This is a genomic window from Rathayibacter sp. AY1C1 (assembly GCF_002932105.1).
Classification (GTDB): Bacteria; Actinomycetota; Actinomycetes; order Actinomycetales; family Microbacteriaceae; genus Rathayibacter.
The window spans coordinates 100283-115783 of the sequence record NZ_PSWH01000001.1 but is presented as its reverse complement, the minus strand read 5'-3'; the positions used below and the strand labels follow the sequence as shown (position 1 = coordinate 115783).

The following is a 15501-nucleotide window of genomic DNA, read 5'->3' as shown; positions in this document are numbered from 1 at the left end:
CCGGCGGGCCCCCGCGTACGCTCGTCGCGACGGAGAACGGCCCCGTCCCCGACCCCGACGATCCGATGGGAAGCACCATGACCGACTCCGAGAAGTGGCAGTTCGAGACCAAGCAGATCCACTCGGGCGCCGCGCCGGACCCGGTGACCAAGGCCCGCGCGACGCCGATCTACCAGACCACCTCCTACGTCTTCGACAACGCGGAGCACGCCCAGAACCTGTTCGCGCTGGCCGAGTTCGGGAACATCTACACCCGCATCCAGAACCCGACGCAGGCGGTCGTGGAGGAGCGGCTCACCGCCCTCGAGGGCGGCTCCGGCGCCCTGCTGCTCGCCTCGGGCCAGGCCGCCGAGACCGCGGCAGTGCTGAACATCGCCCAGGCCGGCGACCACATCGTCTCGTCGTCCTCGATCTACGGCGGCACCTACAACCTCTTCAAGTACACCCTCGCCAAGCTCGGCATCGAGACGACCTTCGTCGAGAACCAGGACGACCGCGAGGAGTGGCGCCGCGCCGTCCGTCCGAACACGAAGCTGTTCTTCGCCGAGACCGTCGGCAACCCCAAGATCAACATCCTCGACATCCGCACCGTGGCCGATGTCGCGCACGACGCCGGCGTGCCCCTGATCGTCGACAACACCATCGCGACGCCCTACCTGATCCGCCCCTTCGAGCACGGCGCGGACATCATCGTGCACTCGGCGACGAAGTTCCTCGGCGGCCACGGCACGGTCATCGGCGGAGCGATCGTCGACGGCGGCCGCTTCTCGTGGACCGCGAACGCTGAGCGCTTCCCCGGCCTCACCACGCCGGACGAGTCGTACCACGGCGCCGTCTACACCGCCGCGGTCGGCGACTCCCTCGCCTACATCATCAAGGCCCGCGTGCAGCTGCTGCGCGACCTCGGCGCCTCGATCGCCCCGGCGAGCGCCTGGCAGCTCATCCAGGGCATCGAGACCCTCTCGCTCCGGATCGAGCGCCACGTGCAGAACGCGCAGGAGATCGCGGAGTACCTCGAGAACCACTCCGACATCGCCTCGGTGAACTACTCGGGCCTGCCCACCTCGCCCTGGTACGCCGCGGCCAACCGCTACGCGCCGAAGGGCGTGGGCGCGGTGCTCTCGTTCGAGCTCAAGGGCGGAGTGGACGCCGGCCGGGCCTTCGTCGACTCGCTGGAGCTGTTCTCGCACCTGGCCAACATCGGCGACGTCCGCTCGCTCGTCATCCACCCCGCGTCGACCACGCACTCGCAGCTCTCGCCCGAGCAGCAGCTGACCGCCGGCGTCACTCCGGGCCTGGTGCGCCTGTCGGTGGGACTCGAGAACGTCGACGACCTCCGCGCCGACCTCGACCAGGCCCTCCGCGCCGCGCGCGCCGTCGTCGAGGCCTCCCGCGCGAACGCCTGAGGCCCCTCGGCGCCCTGACGGGGTCCCCGTCCTCGGGGATCGCGTCAGGGCGCTCCGCGCGCGGGCGGAGGAGCGCGGGAGCAGGGCGTAACAAACGGCTCCGCCCCGCGGCGCTCTGACACGATGGACAGCGCTATGGACTGGCAGCAGACACTCGAGGACACGGTCCCGTCGGCGTTCGTCACCGAGCGCCAGCTCCTCTCGGTCATCGGCAAGCCGCCCGCCACCGGAGCCTGGCGCGACGGCGACCACCCGGGCGGACGCCGCTTCGTCGACCTCGGCCCGTTCGACTTCGAGGCGGGCGGCCGCCTCCCCCACGCCCGCATCGCCTACGAGAGCTGGGGCGCGCTGAACGAGCGCCGCGACAACGCCGTCCTCGTCCTGCACGCGCTGACCGGCGACTCCCACCTGCTCGGCCGCGGCGATCCCGGCCACGCGACGGACGGCTGGTGGTCGGGACTCGTCGGCCCCGGCCTCGTGATCGACACCGACCGCTTCTTCGTGGTCGCCCCGAACATGCTCGGCGGCTGCCAGGGCTCCAGCGGTCCCGCGTCCCTCGCCCCCGACGGCCACGAGTGGGGCGCACGGTTCCCGTACACGAGCATCCGCGACCAGGTGCGGGCGCAGGTGCAGTTCAGCGACCTGCTCGGCGTCGAGCGCTGGCACACCGTCATCGGCGGCTCGATGGGCGGGATGCAGGCGCTGGAATGGGGGATCGACCACGCGGAGCGCGTCGCGCGCCTCGCGGTCCTCGCAGCTCCCCCGCGGGCCACGGCCGACCAGATCGCCCTCAACTTCGTGCAGCTCGAGGCGATCCGCAACGACGCGGCCTTCGCGGGCGGCTCCTACTACGACGCCGGCGACGGCCAGGGCCCGTACCACGGCCTCGCGCTCGCCCGCCGGATGGCACTGCTCAACTACCGCAGCCCCTCCGAGCTCAACGACCGCTTCGAGCGCAGCTGGCAGTCGGGGCTCAGCCCGCTCGGCGGCGGCGGCCGCTTCGCCGTGGAGTCGTACCTCGACTTCCACGGCAACAAGTTCACGCGCCGCTTCGACGCGAACAGCTACATCACGCTCGTCGAGGCGATGAACTCGCACGACGTCGGCCGCGGCCGGGGCGGCGAGGCGGCCGCCCTCTCCCGGATCACCAGCCCGACCCTCGTCCTCGGCATCGACAGCGACCGGCTCTTCCCGGTCGAGGGCCAGCGGATCATCGCGGCGCACGCTCCCGGCGCTCTCGACGGCGGAGAGGTCGCGGTGATCACCTCGACGTTCGGCCACGACGGGTTCCTCATCGAGGACGACGCGGTCGGCGCGCACCTCGCCCGGCTGCTGGCGCATCCCGCGACGGCCTGACCCGCCCGACTCCGGCGCGGTTCGACGCCCCGAACCGCGCCGACCGGCCCGGCCAGTGGCTATCGTGAGACGGGGGCCAGCCCCGCGCCACGACCGGAGGGGGCCAGAGCGTGCCGATGATCCGCAGCGCCCGCGAGCGCGATCGGCTGCTGCGCCACTCCGCCTGCGGGATCGGCCTGCTCACGGAGGCGGGGGCGCTCGGCATGGCCCTCATCCCCGGGACGCTCCAGCCCGCCGCCGTGCCGTTCGCCGTCGCGCTGCTCCTGGGCATGATGGCCGCCCACGTCGAGCTCGCCCGGACGGGGCGCCGCGGCCGAGTGATCGCCGTCGCCGTCGGCGGCCTGCTGCTGGGCTGGGGCCTCGCGCTGGGGCTCGCTCCGGGCGCCGACTTCGCCGGGTTCGTCCTGGTCAACACCGCGAACGCCGTGACCGCGAGCATCGCCGTGGTCGTGACGACGTCCGCGCGCCGACTGCTCCTGCTGCTGCCGGTGCTCCTCCCGAGCCTGATCCCGTCGGTGCTCGTCTCGAGCGGCACCATGATCCCCACCGTGGTCGTCCAGAGCCTGCTGCCCTGGGGCACGCTCTGCGGATTCGCCCTCTGGATCGGCACAGCGGTCCCTCGGGTGGTGCGGCGGATCGACAGCATCGGCAACGCGCACCGTGTGGAGCGCCTCGCCAGCGAGACGGAGGCGCAGCGCCGGCAGGGTGCGCGGCTCCTGCACGACACGGTGCTGGCCACCCTCACGCTCCTCGCGCACTCGGGCCGCGGAGTGTCGGTCGACGCGCTCCGGCAGCAGGCGGCGCAGGACGCGCAGCTCCTGCGCCAGCTCCGGCTCGGCGGGACCCCCACCCCGAGCGCGTCCGGCTCCTACCAGCTGACCAGCGTTACCTCCGCCCCCGCGGCCAACACCCTCGAGACCGTCCGCAACCGCTTCGGCCGGATGGGGCTCGACGTGATCTGGCACGGCTCCGGCCAGGTGGCGCTCACCGGCGCGGCCCTCGACTCCTTCGTGCTCGCCCTGGCGGAGTGCCTCGAGAACGTGCGCCGCCACTCCGGCGTCGCCTCGGCCGACGTGACGATCACCGAGGACGAGACGACCGTCCGCGCGATGGTCACGGACGCGGGCGCGGGCTTCGACATCGCGACCGTCCCCGACACGAAGCTCGGCTTCAAGGAGTCGGTGATCGCCCGGCTCGGCGACGTCGGCGGCCGCACCAGACTGTTCAGCGCCCCCGGATCGGGGACGACCGTGGTGCTGGAGGTCCCCAAGTGAGCCCCGCGCCGGAGTCGCGGGCCCCGCTGCTGGGACGCGTGCCCGCGACGCACGGCCGCTCCTCCCGGTCCGCCCGCTCGGTCCGCCGCCAGCAGGAGGGGCTCGGCACCAACTACCTCGGCAGCGGCCTCAACGGCATCGCCGCCGCGATCCTCGCCTACGAGCTGCTGATCTTCCTCTCGACCTCCGCCCGCTACAGCGACCTCGCACCCGCGGCGATCGCCTGGGTCCTCGTCGTCCTGGCCTTCGGGTCCACCGTCCTCGCGATCCACCTCGGCGGACGCCGCCTGCCGCTCCCGGTCTACCTCTGCTTCCTCGTCGCCCTCGGAACCGCCGTCGTGCTCGACCTGGTGGCCGTGACCGACTCCGGCGCGGCCCGCACCGTCCCCACCGCCGCGGTCGCGGGCGCCGTCGCGCACGCCGCGCTGATCGTCCACCGGCGCGGGATCGAGATCCTCGCGGTGAGCGCCCTCGTCGCGATCGCCGAGGTGATCGCGTTCCTCTCGATGGAGTCGGGCGGCGCGGGCGCGCTCTCGGTGCGCATCAGCGCCCTCGTGGTGACGATCGCGCCGGCCGTCGTCGTGGTCGTGATGATGCGCGGGTTCCGCCGGATGGTCCAGCTCGAGATCGACCGCGCCCTCGTGCAGAGCACAACGCTCGGCCCGCGCTACGCGGTCGGGATGCTCGCCTCGGAAGAGCTCGCACGGCTCGACCTCGCCGCCGAGCGCCTCCTCGCCGAGGTGGGCGACGGCTCGGTCCGCCTGCCCCTCGACGCCCAGCGCGCCGCCCACGCGACCTCGCTCGCCACCCAGCTCCGCCTCCACCTCATCGAGGGGCGGCGCGAGACCTGGCTGCACCATGCCGTGCTCGAGTCCGAGCTGCTCGCGCCGCTCGTCGAGCTCGACGACCCGGACGGCACCGCCGGACTCCTCGGGCACCAGCAGCGCGACGGGCTCCTCTCGGCGATCTGGCTGATGGCCGACAGCGCGACCGGGCTCGCCGTGGTCCTCCACGTCGAGTCGGGCAGCCCCCGCGATCCCGGAGCCGGGACGGCCGCCCGAGGACTGCTCGTGCCGATCACGCTCCGCTCCTCAGGCGCGCCCTTGCGCGGCGTCGATCCTGCGACGTGGGAGGCTATCGCTCAGGTCGGCGTCTTCCGCGACACCTCGCGCGACGGGGAGCTCCGGATCGAGATCGACTGCCTGGTCGAGAATCCCGCCGACCGGTGAGCAGCCGCCGAGAGACCGCCGACGACCGCCGACCGAAGGACACCGATGACACCCACCGCTGACGCGAAGATCACTCTCGCGGTCGTGGACGACCACAAGATGCTCCTCGGAGCGCTCACGGAGTGGATCCGCGGAGCCGCCTCCGACATCCAGCTGGTGGCCGCGGTCGCCTCCTGGCCCGAGCTGCTCACGCACCCCGAGTTCCCCGTCGACGTCGTGCTCCTCGACCTCGACCTCAAGGACAACATCCCGATCTCGGTGAAGCTCTCGACCCTCAAGACCACCGGGGTGAAGACCGTGCTGATGAGCACCTACTCCGAGCCCGCCGTGGTCCGCGAGGCACTCGCCTCCGGAGCCCTCGGCTACCTCGTGAAGACCGAGGACGCGGACATGATCGTCGAGGCGATCCGCGCGGCCAAGGACGGCCACTCCTACATCTCGCACGAGCTCGACATGGCGCTCTCCACCGGCGACTCCGACGGAGCGCCGAAGCTCAGCGCGCAGGAGCGCCGCGTGATGGCTCTCTATGGCGGCGGCGAGCCGGTGAAGTCGGTCGCGTTCGAGCTCGGCATCTCGGAGGAGACGGCGAAGTCGTACCTCAAGCGGATCCGCGAGAAGTACCGCGTCGTCGGCATCGACGTCGGCACGAAGGTGGCGCTCCGCAAGCGCGCCATCCACGACGGGATCCTCATCGAGACGGACTGAGTCCTCTTCCGTGGCGGTCCCTGCCCGCCACGGCGCGGTCGGCTTCACGACGTGGTGCGTTCCGCAGAGCGAGGTGCGTCGCCCGGCATCGATCCGCTGGCACGCGGATCGCTGTCGGCGGGCTCCAGGGGGGGGCGGCGGTCCCCGCCCGCCGCGGCGCGGTCGGCTTCACGACGTGGCGCGTTCCGCAGAGCGAGGTACGTCGCCCGGCATCGATCCGCTGGCACGCGGATCGCTGTCGGCGGGCTCCACGAGGGCGCGGCGGTCCCCACCCGCCGCGGCGCGGTCGGCTTCACGACGTGGTGCGTTCCGCGGAGCGGGGTGCGTCGCCCGGCATCGATCCGCTGGCACGCGCATCGCTGTCGGCGGGCTCCACGAGGGCGCGGCGGTCCCTGCCCACCACGGCGCGGTCGGCTTCACGACGTGGCGCGTTCCGGAGAGCGGGGTGCGTCGCCCGGCATCGATCCGCCGGCACGCGGATCACTGTCGGCGGGCTCCACGAAGGCGCGGCGGTCCCCGCCCGCCGCGGCGCGGTCGGCTTCGCGACGCGGTGCGTTCCGCAGAGCGGCGTGCGTCGCCCGGCATCGATCCGCTGACACGCGGATCGCTGTCGGCGGGCTCCACGAGGGCGCGGCGGTCCCCGCCCGCCGCGGCGCGGTCGGCTTCACGACGGGGTGCGTTCCCCAGAGCGGGGTGCGTCGCCCGGCATCGATCCGCTGACACGCGGATCACTGTCGGCGGGCTCCAGGGGGGCGGCAGCCCCGCCCGACGCGGCGCGGTCGGCTTCACGATGTGGTGCGTTCCGCAGAGCGGGGTGCGTCGCCCGGCATCGATCCGCCGGCACGCGGATCGCTGTCGGCGGACTCCACCTCGTCGAGCGGCGGCCACCTGCTCCTGCAGTCGAGCAGGGCGGGCGTGCCCGAGTCGTGCCGGTCGAGTCGCCGCGGGACGCGGCGTATCGAGACCCGCCAGGCACGGACAACGGGTCGATGCTGGTCGAGATGCCGCGGGACGCTGGGCATCGAGACCCACCGGACCGGGACTGCGAGTGCTCCTGCGGGCCCGCGTCAGGGGGCCAGGACGGCGACCGTCATGCCGGGCGTCGCGGCGGGCGCGTCCATCGCGGCGAGGGCGGCGGGCAGGTCCTCGAAGGCAATGGTGCGGCCGACGGAGTCGGCGGGGCGCAGACGGCCGGCGACGACGTCGTCGAGGAGGGCCGTGTAGCCGCTCCGGGCGATGCCGTGGCTGCCCAGCAGCTCCAGCTCCTGGGCGATGACCCGGCCGAGCGGGATCGCCGGTGCGGCGTCGGGCCCGAGCAGCAGACCCACCTGCACGTGCCGGCCGCGCGGACGCAGGGCGGCGATCGACGCCTCCGCGGTGACCCTGCTTCCGACGGCGTCGATCGCCAGATGCGCACCTCCTCCGGTCGCCGCCCGGATCGCCTCGGCGGCACCCTCGCCTCTGGGGACGGTCACCGCCCCGAGCGCGGCTGCGGCCTCCCGCGCCAGGGCGGAGACGTCCGACGCCACCACGCGGGCCCCGGCCGCGAGCGCGACGATCACCGCGGAGAGGCCGACTCCGCCGCAGCCCAGCACCGCGACCCACTCCCCCGGGGCGACCCGGCCGCGCTCGTGCAGTGCGTGGTACGCGGTCCCGAAGCGGCAGCCGAGACCGGCCGCCTCGACGAAGCCGACGGAGTCGGGCAGTCGCACCAGGTTGAGATCCGCACCCGGCACGGCCACCGCCTCGGCGAACGACCCGTCGAGGGTGAACCCCGGCTGCTGCTGCCGGAGGCACACCTGCGTCGCCCCCTCCCGGCACTGCTCGCAGTCGCCGCAGGCGAACACGAACGGCGCCGTGACCCGGTCACCGACCGCGAAGAGCGACACCTGGGCTCCCGTCGCGATCACCGTCCCGGCGAACTCGTGCCCGGGGATCTGCGGCAGGACGACCGAGTCGTCGTGCCCCTTCCACGCGTGCCAGTCGCTCCGGCACACCCCGGTCGCCGCGACGCGGACGACGACGCCGTCGACGGGGCAGACGGGCTCCGGGACCTCGACGATCGCGGGGAGGGCGGAGAAGGACGAGTAGCTCACGGCGCGCATGCCGAGAGTCTTCCAGAGGCCCGGGCCGCGCTCTGCTTACAGCGCGTCGACCGGGATGCCGTCGGTGCCCGGCTGGGCGGGCTCGCGGTGGACCGGGTAGACCGTGCCTCGGGCGCGGTCGATCGCGATGCTGCCGAGAGCGAGCACGATTCCGGCCGCGGTCAGGCCCACGCCGACCCAGATGGGAGACAGGTAGCCCAGTCCGGCGGCGATCGTCAGGCCGCCGAGCGCGGCACCCACCGAGTTGCCGATGTTGAGCGCGGAGTGGTTGAGCGCTGCCGCGATCGTCTGGCTGTCGCGCGCCACGTCCATCAGCCGGGTCTGGATCGCGGGCGATGCGGCGGCCGAGAAGCCCGCCGAGAGGAACGCGAACACCACCAGGCCGACGACCGACGAGGCCGACAGCGCGAGTCCGATCAGCGAGACGCCGACACCGGCGAAGAACACCAACAGCGCCCGCCGCACGTCGCGGTCGGCGGCCCAGCCGCCGACGAGGTTGCCGACGGTCATCCCGAGGCCGATGACGACCAGGATCCACGGGACCGCGCCGAGCGGCAGGCCCGTCACCTCGGTCGCGAGCGGCGAGATGTAGCTGTACATCGCGAAGAGTCCGCCGAAGCCGATGGCGCCGACGAGCAGGGTCATCCAGACCTGCAGGCGCCCGAACGCCCGCAGCTCGTTGCGGACGGTCGCCGCCGGATTCCCGGGCTGCGCGGGCACCAGAAGCTGGACGGCCACGACGGTCAGCGCGAAGAGCACTGCGACCACGAGGTAGGCGGTGCGCCAGCCGGCCACCTGCCCGACCCAGGTGATCGCGGGCACGCCGACGACGTTCGCGATCGTGAGCCCGGAGAGGACGAACGCGACTCCCTTGCCGCGCTTGCCGGGACCCATCAGGTCGGCGGCGACCAGGGAGGCGATGCCGAAGTAGGCGCCGTGCGGGAGCGCGGCGACGAAGCGCGCGGCGAGGACGAGCGGGAAGCTCGGGAGCAGCGCCGAGCCGATCGTCCCGACGGTGAAGGCGACGAGGAGGGTCAGGAGGAGCCTCTTGCGCGGCCAGCGCGCCGCTGCGGCGGCGATGGTGGGGGCGCCGACCACGACACCGAGCGCGTAGGCTGAGATCAGCATCCCCGCCTGCGAGACGGCCTGCTCCTGGCTCGCGGCCCAGACCCCGGGGAGGAGGTCGGCGGCGAGCTGCGGGAGGAGCCCCATCGCGACGAACTCGGTCGAGCCGATGCCGAAGCCCCCCATCGCGAGGGCGAGCAGGGCGAGGCGGGTCCGAGCGGGCGAGAGCGTCACCGGTCAAGGCTACTCAGGATCGAGCGGATGTCGAATCGATTCGAGAAAGCCCGGACACGAGAGGTCTCGGCGCGGACCCGCTACTCCCCCAGCGCGTCGTTCAGCCGGGCGATCTTGCCGTCGATCTCGCCCGAGTAGCCGGGGCGGATGTCCGCCTTCAGGACGAGCGACACGCGCGTCCCGAACGCTCCGACGGCCTCCGTCGCGCGCTTGACGACGTCGAAGACCTCGTCCCACTCCCCCTCGATCTCGGTGAACATCGAGGTCGTCCGCGACGGCAGGCCGCTCTCGCGGACGATGCGGACGGCGGCGGCGACGGCGTCATGGACGGACGCGTCGGGCGCCTCGCCCCCGGACGGTGCGACCGAGAATGCGACGAGCATGGGAGCCTCCTTGACTGCGCGCACCGCGTGCCGGCTCCGCGCCCTCCGAGCCTACGAGCCCTGGGGCGCCAGGCGGGTCTCGCCGGTCAGCGACGACGCGGAAGTCGTGGCGCCGGGTGCGACGACCCGCGCCGTCCCCATCCTCCACAGCTCGCGCAGCAGCCAGCCGAGCAGCACCACGAGGAGGATGTTCCGCACGGTCAGCACGAGCACCATCCACCAGTGCGACCAGAGGAGGAAGAGGTAGAGGTACGGGTAGACCACCTGGGTCAGAGCCGCAGTGACGAGGGTCAGCTTCGCGGGCCGGTCGAACGCGCCGTCGCGGCACGCGATCAGCCCGGCGATCACCGGCGGCGCGAGCCAGACGATGTACTGCGGCGAGAGCACCTTGTTGGTGTCGATGAACACGACCACGAAGGTCAGCGCGAGCAGCGGGAACAGCCCGGCGGGGTCCGCCCGGCGGGCGAGAGCACGGGCACCCAGCAGGGCCACGCCGAGCATGGCCAGAGCGAGCAGCGGGGTCATCAGGCTCGCCGCGAACTCGGTGCCGGGCCCGTGCATCTCGAAGGTGTTGATGTCGGCGGCGTAGTAGACGTAGCTCCCCGATCCCGGGAGGACCGACAGCCACATCCAGGGAGTGCTCACGACGGCCTCGATCTGGAGGCCCCGATCGGTCTGGTCTGTGACGAAGCTGAAGACCTGGTCCCCGCCGCCGACGAGGACGACCGCGAGCACGATGATCACGGAGGCGACCGCGGGGACGAGGATCATCCGCAGCCGTCCGCGCAGGACCAGCACGGCAGCGGCGAGGATCGCGGCCGGCCACACCTTGATCCAGGTGGCCACGGTCAGCAGCAGCGCCGCGACGCCCGGACGGGTCGCCGCCCAGAGCATCCCGGCGATGGCCGGCGGCGCGGTGAAGGCGTCGATGCGGCCGATCGCGATCGGCCCGAGGAGGACGAGGAACAGCAGCCACCAGCGCGCCGCGGCGAGGCGAGGCGCCGACCGGCCGCGCAGCAGCAGGGCGAAGGCGGCGGCGTCGGCGAGCGCGACGAGGACGAGCCACATCAGGTCGTAGCCCGCCGAGCCGAAGAGCCAGGAGGCGGCGATCGGGCCCCAGGCGAGGATCGGGTAGACCCAGCCCGTGTCGATCCCGGCGATGCCGCCGCCCTCGACGGCGGTCCTCATCCACTCCTTGTAGACGATGCTGACGTCGCCCATCGGCAGACCCGGAGCGAACAGCGCCAGGAGGGAGAGCACCACGTGCACCAGCGCGAAGGCGCCCCAGAGCACGGCGACGGAGTCGCGGTTCTCGCGCAGCCGGGCGAGGGGGCGGGAGGACGCTCGAGGAGGGGAGGACGGCACCGCGTCATTGTAGAGGGGCCGCTGAACGGGACCCTGGCAGCACCTGAGCCCGCCTGAGAGCGCCGCTCCCGCCGGGCATCGGTCCCCCCGGCGGCGTCGGTCGCCGCCGGGCGTCGGCAGACGGCGTCGCGACCCGACGAACTCAGTAGCCGGCGAACGCGTCGGTGCGGATCCGCTTCACCCCGGCACCGCGCAGGGCGCCGCGGACCGAGTCGACGAACGACGGCGACCCGGAGACGTAGCCCACGCGGCGGCCGGCGTCCGGCACCGCGTCCGCGAGCAGCTCGGCGGTCAGTCGGCCTGTGACGTGCGACCACCGTGCGGGCAGGTCGGTCGGCGTCTCCTTCGAGCAGAGCACGACCCGGGCCCCCGACTCCTGCAGCAGGTCGCGGTACGCGACCTCGGCGAGGCTCGGCGCGGCGACCACGACGACGACGTCCCGCCGCGGACCGTCCGCGAGCGAGCGGAGCTGACTGGCGAACGGGGTGATCCCGATGCCGCCCGCCACCAGCAGCAGCGGCACGGCGGGATCGGCCGGCAGGACGAAGTCACCGCCGACGCTCGTCGCCCGGAGCGAGTCGCCGGGCTCCAGCGCGGCGAGGGCGCGCTTGAAGCTGCTCGCCTTCTCCGGCATCCGCAGGGCGATCGCGATCTCGCCGTCGGACGGAGCGGAGGAGACCGAGAAGGTGCGCCGGCTGCCCCGGCTGTCGGCGCGGTGCGGCAGGTCGAGCTCGAGCCACTGGCCCGGCGCGAAGGCCAGCGGCGAGCGGGAGCGGAAGCGGTACTCCGCGATGCCCGGCGCCAGCACGCGAGTCGAGGCGAGCTCGAGCGTGTGCCGCCGACGCTGGCGGAATGCGAAGGCGAACGCGAGGGCGTTGCCGACCACGAGGCCCAGCTCCGGAGTGGCGGAGACGACGCCGATGTGGAAGGGAACGCTCGCCACGAGCGCTGCGACGACCGCGATGATCAGCTGCTGCGAGCGGCGCGGCGCGAGCGTGAGCGGCTCCGTCAGCATGAAGGCGCCGGCGAAGACGAAGGGGTAGGCCGTGAGGACCAGGGCCGCCGCGGCGCCGAGGTCCTGGCCGTTCTGCACCGCCTGCTGCACGGACACCCCGCCGGCGACGACGACGAAGACGGCGAAGACGGCGAAGCGGCGGACCCGCGCGACGATCAGGAGGGAGCCCACGACGACGAACGGCCAGATCGCGCCACTGGCGATCCACCAGGCTCCGGCGTTGAGCCCGGTGAAGCCGATGATCAGCACGGCGACCGCGGCCGGATTGAAGAGGTGGCGGCCCCGCCAGGCGAGGACGTACTTGGACGCGGCGGCGATCGCGCCGACGAGCGCGATCACGGCGAGCCCGCGGGGATCGGCCGTCGGGAAGAGGAGGCAGGCGATCAGCAGACCGGTGACGAGCGAGGACTCGAGGTGCGCGCGGCTGCGGAACAGCCGCGCGAGGACCGCGCTGACCAGGGCCGTCGAGGCGACGGCGACGAGCGTCGTGCCGAGGATCTCGAGCGGCGTCGAGAAGATCAGGCCGGCTGCGGCGTACCCGACGGCGACGAGCAGGAGCGCGGCGAGCGTCATCCAGACCAGCCGGTAGGTGGTGACGCGGCCGAGGGCGCGGTCGAAGGTGCCGATCATCGGAAGACCTCTCCGGGGAAGGAAGGCGAGTAGTGGAGGGTGCCGTCGCTGCGGACGCGGACGAACTCGAAGTCGAAGCGCTCGGCGAGGGTCTCGGGCGGGCAGACGAACAGCGCGGTCGCGAGCCCGTCGGCGACGAGGGCCGTGTCGGCCACCGCCCAGGTGGCGACGACGGTCTCGACCGGAGCTCCGGTCCGCCCGTCGAGGACGTGGTGGAGGCCGCTGCCCCAGGCGCGGCGGTTGCTCGCCGAGCCGCAGAGCGCGCGGTCGCCGGGCACAGCCACTCCCAGTGCGCTGCTCGGGTCCCACGGGTGCTCGAGGCCGACCCGGACGGGTCCGGCTCCGATGCCCCGGAGGTCGCCGCTCGCGTCGACGACGGCGGGCCCGGCTCCGTCGAGCTCCTCGAGGACGAGGTCGACGAGCTGGCCCTTGCCCGCGGCGCCGACGTCGACGACGGTCCCGGGCTCGACTCGCAGTCCCGCCGCCCCGCGACGGGCGGCGGCCCAGGAGGGAGCGGGGACGGCGGGTCCGCGCGGGACGAGGGTGTACGCGGAGTCGTAGCCGAGCTGCTCGAGAGAGCCGCCGACGAAGGGGGTGACCGCCCCGCCGGTCAGCTCGTCGAGCACGTCGTACAGTGCGAAGAGGTCGACCGCCTCGTCGGGGAAGACGTGCTCGCCTCCGGCCCGCAGCTGCGAGACGGCGGAGTCGTCACGGAACCGCGACCAGGTGCGGTCGTACGCCGCGATGCGCGCCTCGACCCGCGAGCGGTGGGAGGGCCCGAGCGGCTCGGCGGTGTCGATCTGCCAGCCGGTGCCGATCGCGTCGAATCGCCACGCGTGGCCGAGGACCGTCGGGGCGTCAGGCCGTGGCATCGGCCTTGATGGTCTCGACGGCGTCGTTGAAGCCGCCGGAGGTCAGGGAGGACCCCGACACCTTGGAGACCTTCAGCTCGTCGAGCTGCTTGCCGACGACCTCGCCCGCGATGCCGCCCGCGAAGCGCGACTGGTACTGCTGGCCGGTGGGGTTCTCCGACTCCGGGGTCACGGTCACGTCGGTGACGACGCCGTCGGCGAGGGTCAGCGAGACGCCCACCTTCTCGTTCCCTCCGGGCGAGGTGTAAGCACCCTCGGCCTCGTAGGTGCCGTCGGCGTAGCTGCTGCCGCTCGCGGCGGAGGACGCGGCGCCGGTGGCCTCGGGGGCGGAGCTGGTGGCGGTGCTCGGAGCGGTGGTGGTCGCCGCGTCGGCGGCGTCGCTCCCGGTCGTGGTGGTGCTGGAGCAGGCGGCGAGCGCGGCGAGGGCGCCGGCGCCGGCGAGGAGGGTCAGGGCGTAGCGGGCGGGAGTCGTGGTCTTCGCGGTCATGTCTGTTCTCCTGGTCAAGGCGGACGCGGCGGATCCGACGGTAGAGGTGCTCGCTTCGAGCACCCGATGAGGCGGCGGTGCGGAGCCGGTGAGCCGGGCAGCGGGCGTCGCTTCCTCCAGGACAACGGCGGCGGTCCCGGTTCGGTTCAGCGCTCGTCCGACGGGCGTGTCAGCGCAGGAGCGCGGCGACCACTCCGGGCAGGTGCTCCGCGATGTCGAGCGCGGCGATCGGGCCGCCGGCGGAGGCGCTCCGTCCGGCCTCCGCGTGCAGGACGGCGGCCGCGGCTGCCACGGGGGCGAGGTCCTCCGCCGTCAGAGCCGCCCCGGCCGCCTCGGTGTCCGCGGCCCGACCGGCGAGGAGTGCGCCGAGCACGCCGCCGAGGACGTCGCCGCTGCCCGCGGTCGCCAGCCAGGGCGTGGATCCGGAGACCTCGAGCTCGACGCCGCCCGCGACGACGTGGGTGGTGCCGCCCTTGAGGAGCACGCAGACTCCGAGGCGGTCCGCCGCCCGGCGCGCCCACTCCCCCGGGGCCTCGGCGATCGTCGCGGCGTCCGCGTCCAGACCCGCTCGGCCGAGCACTCCGGCGAGCTCGCGGTAGTGCGGCGTGATGACGACCGGGCCTGCGGCCTCGTCGATCAGGTCGAGCGCGCCCGCGTCGAGCACCACCGGGACTCCCGAGTGCAGCTGCTCGATCAGGGTGCGCCGCTCCTCGTCGCTGCGGTCCTCGGCGCTGGTGCCGGAGCCGACGAGCCAGGCCTGCACGCGTCCCACCGCGGTCACGACCTCCGGCCGCCGGGCGAGCACCAGTCCCGCGGGCCGCTCCGGTCCGAGGTAGCGGACCATGCCGACTCCCGTCCGCACCGCCGCCTCGACGCCGAGCACCGCCGCTCCCGGGTACCGCTCCGACCCGGTCGCGATCCCCAGCACCCCGCGCGTGTACTTGTCGTCGTCCTCCCGCGGCACCCTGATGCTCCGCGCCGCCTCCGCCGTCCCGACCCGCTCACCCATCCCGCCACCCTACGTCGCCCTGCGACGGAGCCGCCCGGTGCCGCCGCTGCCGCACTGGTGCCGGCGCAGCAGCACCCCTCTCCCCTTTCTCCAGGGGGGGGCGCGGGTGCTGGAGGGGGCAGTCGCTGGGCGGAGGAGGAAGCGGTACCGGCGGTACCGCGCCCGACGACAACGCCGCGAACGCCCCCACCAGCACCCGCGGGCGCGGGCCGCGGAGGGGTCGGATGCAAGGCGGAGGAGGAAGCGATACCGGCGGTATCGCGCCCGACGACAACGCCCCCTCCAGCACCCGCGGGCGCGGGCCGCGGAGGGGTCGGATGCAAGGCGGAGGAGGAAGCGATACCGGCGGTATCGCGCCCGACGACA

General features: G+C 73.6%; 13 protein-coding genes. 5 read left to right on the top strand and 8 right to left on the bottom strand.

The annotated features are described in order from the left end of the window. The first annotated feature begins 77 nt into the window (after positions 1–77). From C5C71_RS00475 to C5C71_RS00455, 5 genes are all read left to right on the top strand, one after another. On the top strand, positions 78–1406 hold the full coding sequence (locus tag C5C71_RS00475; RefSeq protein ID WP_104225507.1) for a bifunctional o-acetylhomoserine/o-acetylserine sulfhydrylase: 1329 nt from the start codon (positions 78–80) through the stop codon (positions 1404–1406). Positions 1407–1541: 135 nt separating this feature from the next. Further along, positions 1542–2762 (top strand): homoserine O-acetyltransferase, encoded by a 1221-nt coding sequence (locus C5C71_RS00470; protein WP_104232776.1) that lies wholly within the window; start codon positions 1542–1544, stop codon positions 2760–2762. 116 nt (positions 2763–2878) lie between these two features. Continuing rightward, the gene (locus C5C71_RS00465; RefSeq protein ID WP_104336973.1) at positions 2879–4036 is read left to right on the top strand and encodes a sensor histidine kinase; all 1158 of its coding nucleotides are present in this window, start codon (positions 2879–2881) and stop codon (positions 4034–4036) included. Between the two features lie 38 nt (positions 4037–4074). Continuing rightward, positions 4075–5265 (top strand): hypothetical protein, encoded by a 1191-nt coding sequence (locus C5C71_RS00460; protein WP_146084382.1) that lies wholly within the window; start codon positions 4075–4077, stop codon positions 5263–5265. A gap of 45 nt (positions 5266–5310) precedes the next feature. After that, positions 5311–5970 (top strand): response regulator, encoded by a 660-nt coding sequence (locus tag C5C71_RS00455; protein WP_104224447.1) that lies wholly within the window; start codon positions 5311–5313, stop codon positions 5968–5970. A gap of 1067 nt (positions 5971–7037) precedes the next feature. Here the strand turns inward: C5C71_RS00455 and C5C71_RS00445 are convergent. The 8 genes from C5C71_RS00445 to C5C71_RS00410 form a co-directional block, all read right to left on the bottom strand. Continuing rightward, complete coding sequence (locus tag C5C71_RS00445) at positions 7038–8075, bottom strand: alcohol dehydrogenase catalytic domain-containing protein (protein ID WP_104336919.1); 1038 nt, start codon at positions 8073–8075, stop codon at positions 7038–7040. A 36-nt stretch (positions 8076–8111) separates the two neighbouring features. Next, a complete protein-coding gene (locus tag C5C71_RS00440; protein WP_104336972.1) occupies positions 8112–9326 on the bottom strand; it encodes an MFS transporter in 1215 nt (404 codons plus the stop codon). Between the two features lie 128 nt (positions 9327–9454). Next, entirely contained in the window at positions 9455–9757 is a 303-nt protein-coding gene (locus C5C71_RS00435; RefSeq protein ID WP_104224449.1) for a thiamine-binding protein, read from the bottom strand. 51 nt (positions 9758–9808) lie between these two features. Further along, complete coding sequence (locus C5C71_RS00430) at positions 9809–11122, bottom strand: glycosyltransferase 87 family protein (protein ID WP_104336918.1); 1314 nt, start codon at positions 11120–11122, stop codon at positions 9809–9811. A 142-nt stretch (positions 11123–11264) separates the two neighbouring features. Continuing rightward, complete coding sequence (locus C5C71_RS00425) at positions 11265–12767, bottom strand: oxidoreductase (protein ID WP_104336917.1); 1503 nt, start codon at positions 12765–12767, stop codon at positions 11265–11267. Further along, a complete protein-coding gene (locus C5C71_RS00420) occupies positions 12764–13639 on the bottom strand; it encodes an FAD:protein FMN transferase (protein ID WP_104336916.1) in 876 nt (291 codons plus the stop codon). Before C5C71_RS00420 ends, C5C71_RS00425 begins: the two co-directional genes overlap by 4 nt. Next, complete coding sequence (locus C5C71_RS00415) at positions 13626–14126, bottom strand: FMN-binding protein (protein ID WP_104336915.1); 501 nt, start codon at positions 14124–14126, stop codon at positions 13626–13628. The genes C5C71_RS00420 and C5C71_RS00415 overlap by 14 nt, the downstream gene beginning before the upstream one ends. Positions 14127–14295: 169 nt before the next feature. Continuing rightward, complete coding sequence (locus C5C71_RS00410) at positions 14296–15135, bottom strand: ADP/ATP-dependent (S)-NAD(P)H-hydrate dehydratase (RefSeq protein ID WP_104335147.1); 840 nt, start codon at positions 15133–15135, stop codon at positions 14296–14298. Positions 15136–15501 lie beyond the last annotated feature (366 nt).

What these genes read in the sequence shown, in the direction of transcription:
- C5C71_RS00475 (WP_104225507.1), top strand. Translation starts at nt 78, where the DNA reads ATGACCGACTCCGAGAAGTGGCAGTTCGAGACCAAGCAGATCCACTCG.
- C5C71_RS00470 (WP_104232776.1), top strand. Translation starts at nt 1,542, where the DNA reads ATGGACTGGCAGCAGACACTCGAGGACACGGTCCCGTCGGCGTTCGTC.
- C5C71_RS00465 (WP_104336973.1), top strand. Translation starts at nt 2,879, where the DNA reads ATGATCCGCAGCGCCCGCGAGCGCGATCGGCTGCTGCGCCACTCCGCC.
- C5C71_RS00455 (WP_104224447.1), top strand. Translation starts at nt 5,311, where the DNA reads ATGACACCCACCGCTGACGCGAAGATCACTCTCGCGGTCGTGGACGAC.
- C5C71_RS00445 (WP_104336919.1), bottom strand. Translation starts at nt 8,075, where the DNA reads ATGCGCGCCGTGAGCTACTCGTCCTTCTCCGCCCTCCCCGCGATCGTC.
- C5C71_RS00440 (WP_104336972.1), bottom strand. Translation starts at nt 9,326, where the DNA reads ATGGGGGGCTTCGGCATCGGCTCGACCGAGTTCGTCGCGATGGGGCTC.
- C5C71_RS00435 (WP_104224449.1), bottom strand. Translation starts at nt 9,757, where the DNA reads ATGCTCGTCGCATTCTCGGTCGCACCGTCCGGGGGCGAGGCGCCCGAC.
- C5C71_RS00425 (WP_104336917.1), bottom strand. Translation starts at nt 12,767, where the DNA reads ATGATCGGCACCTTCGACCGCGCCCTCGGCCGCGTCACCACCTACCGG.
- C5C71_RS00420 (WP_104336916.1), bottom strand. Translation starts at nt 13,639, where the DNA reads ATGCCACGGCCTGACGCCCCGACGGTCCTCGGCCACGCGTGGCGATTC.
- C5C71_RS00415 (WP_104336915.1), bottom strand. Translation starts at nt 14,126, where the DNA reads ATGACCGCGAAGACCACGACTCCCGCCCGCTACGCCCTGACCCTCCTC.
- C5C71_RS00410 (WP_104335147.1), bottom strand. Translation starts at nt 15,135, where the DNA reads ATGGGTGAGCGGGTCGGGACGGCGGAGGCGGCGCGGAGCATCAGGGTG.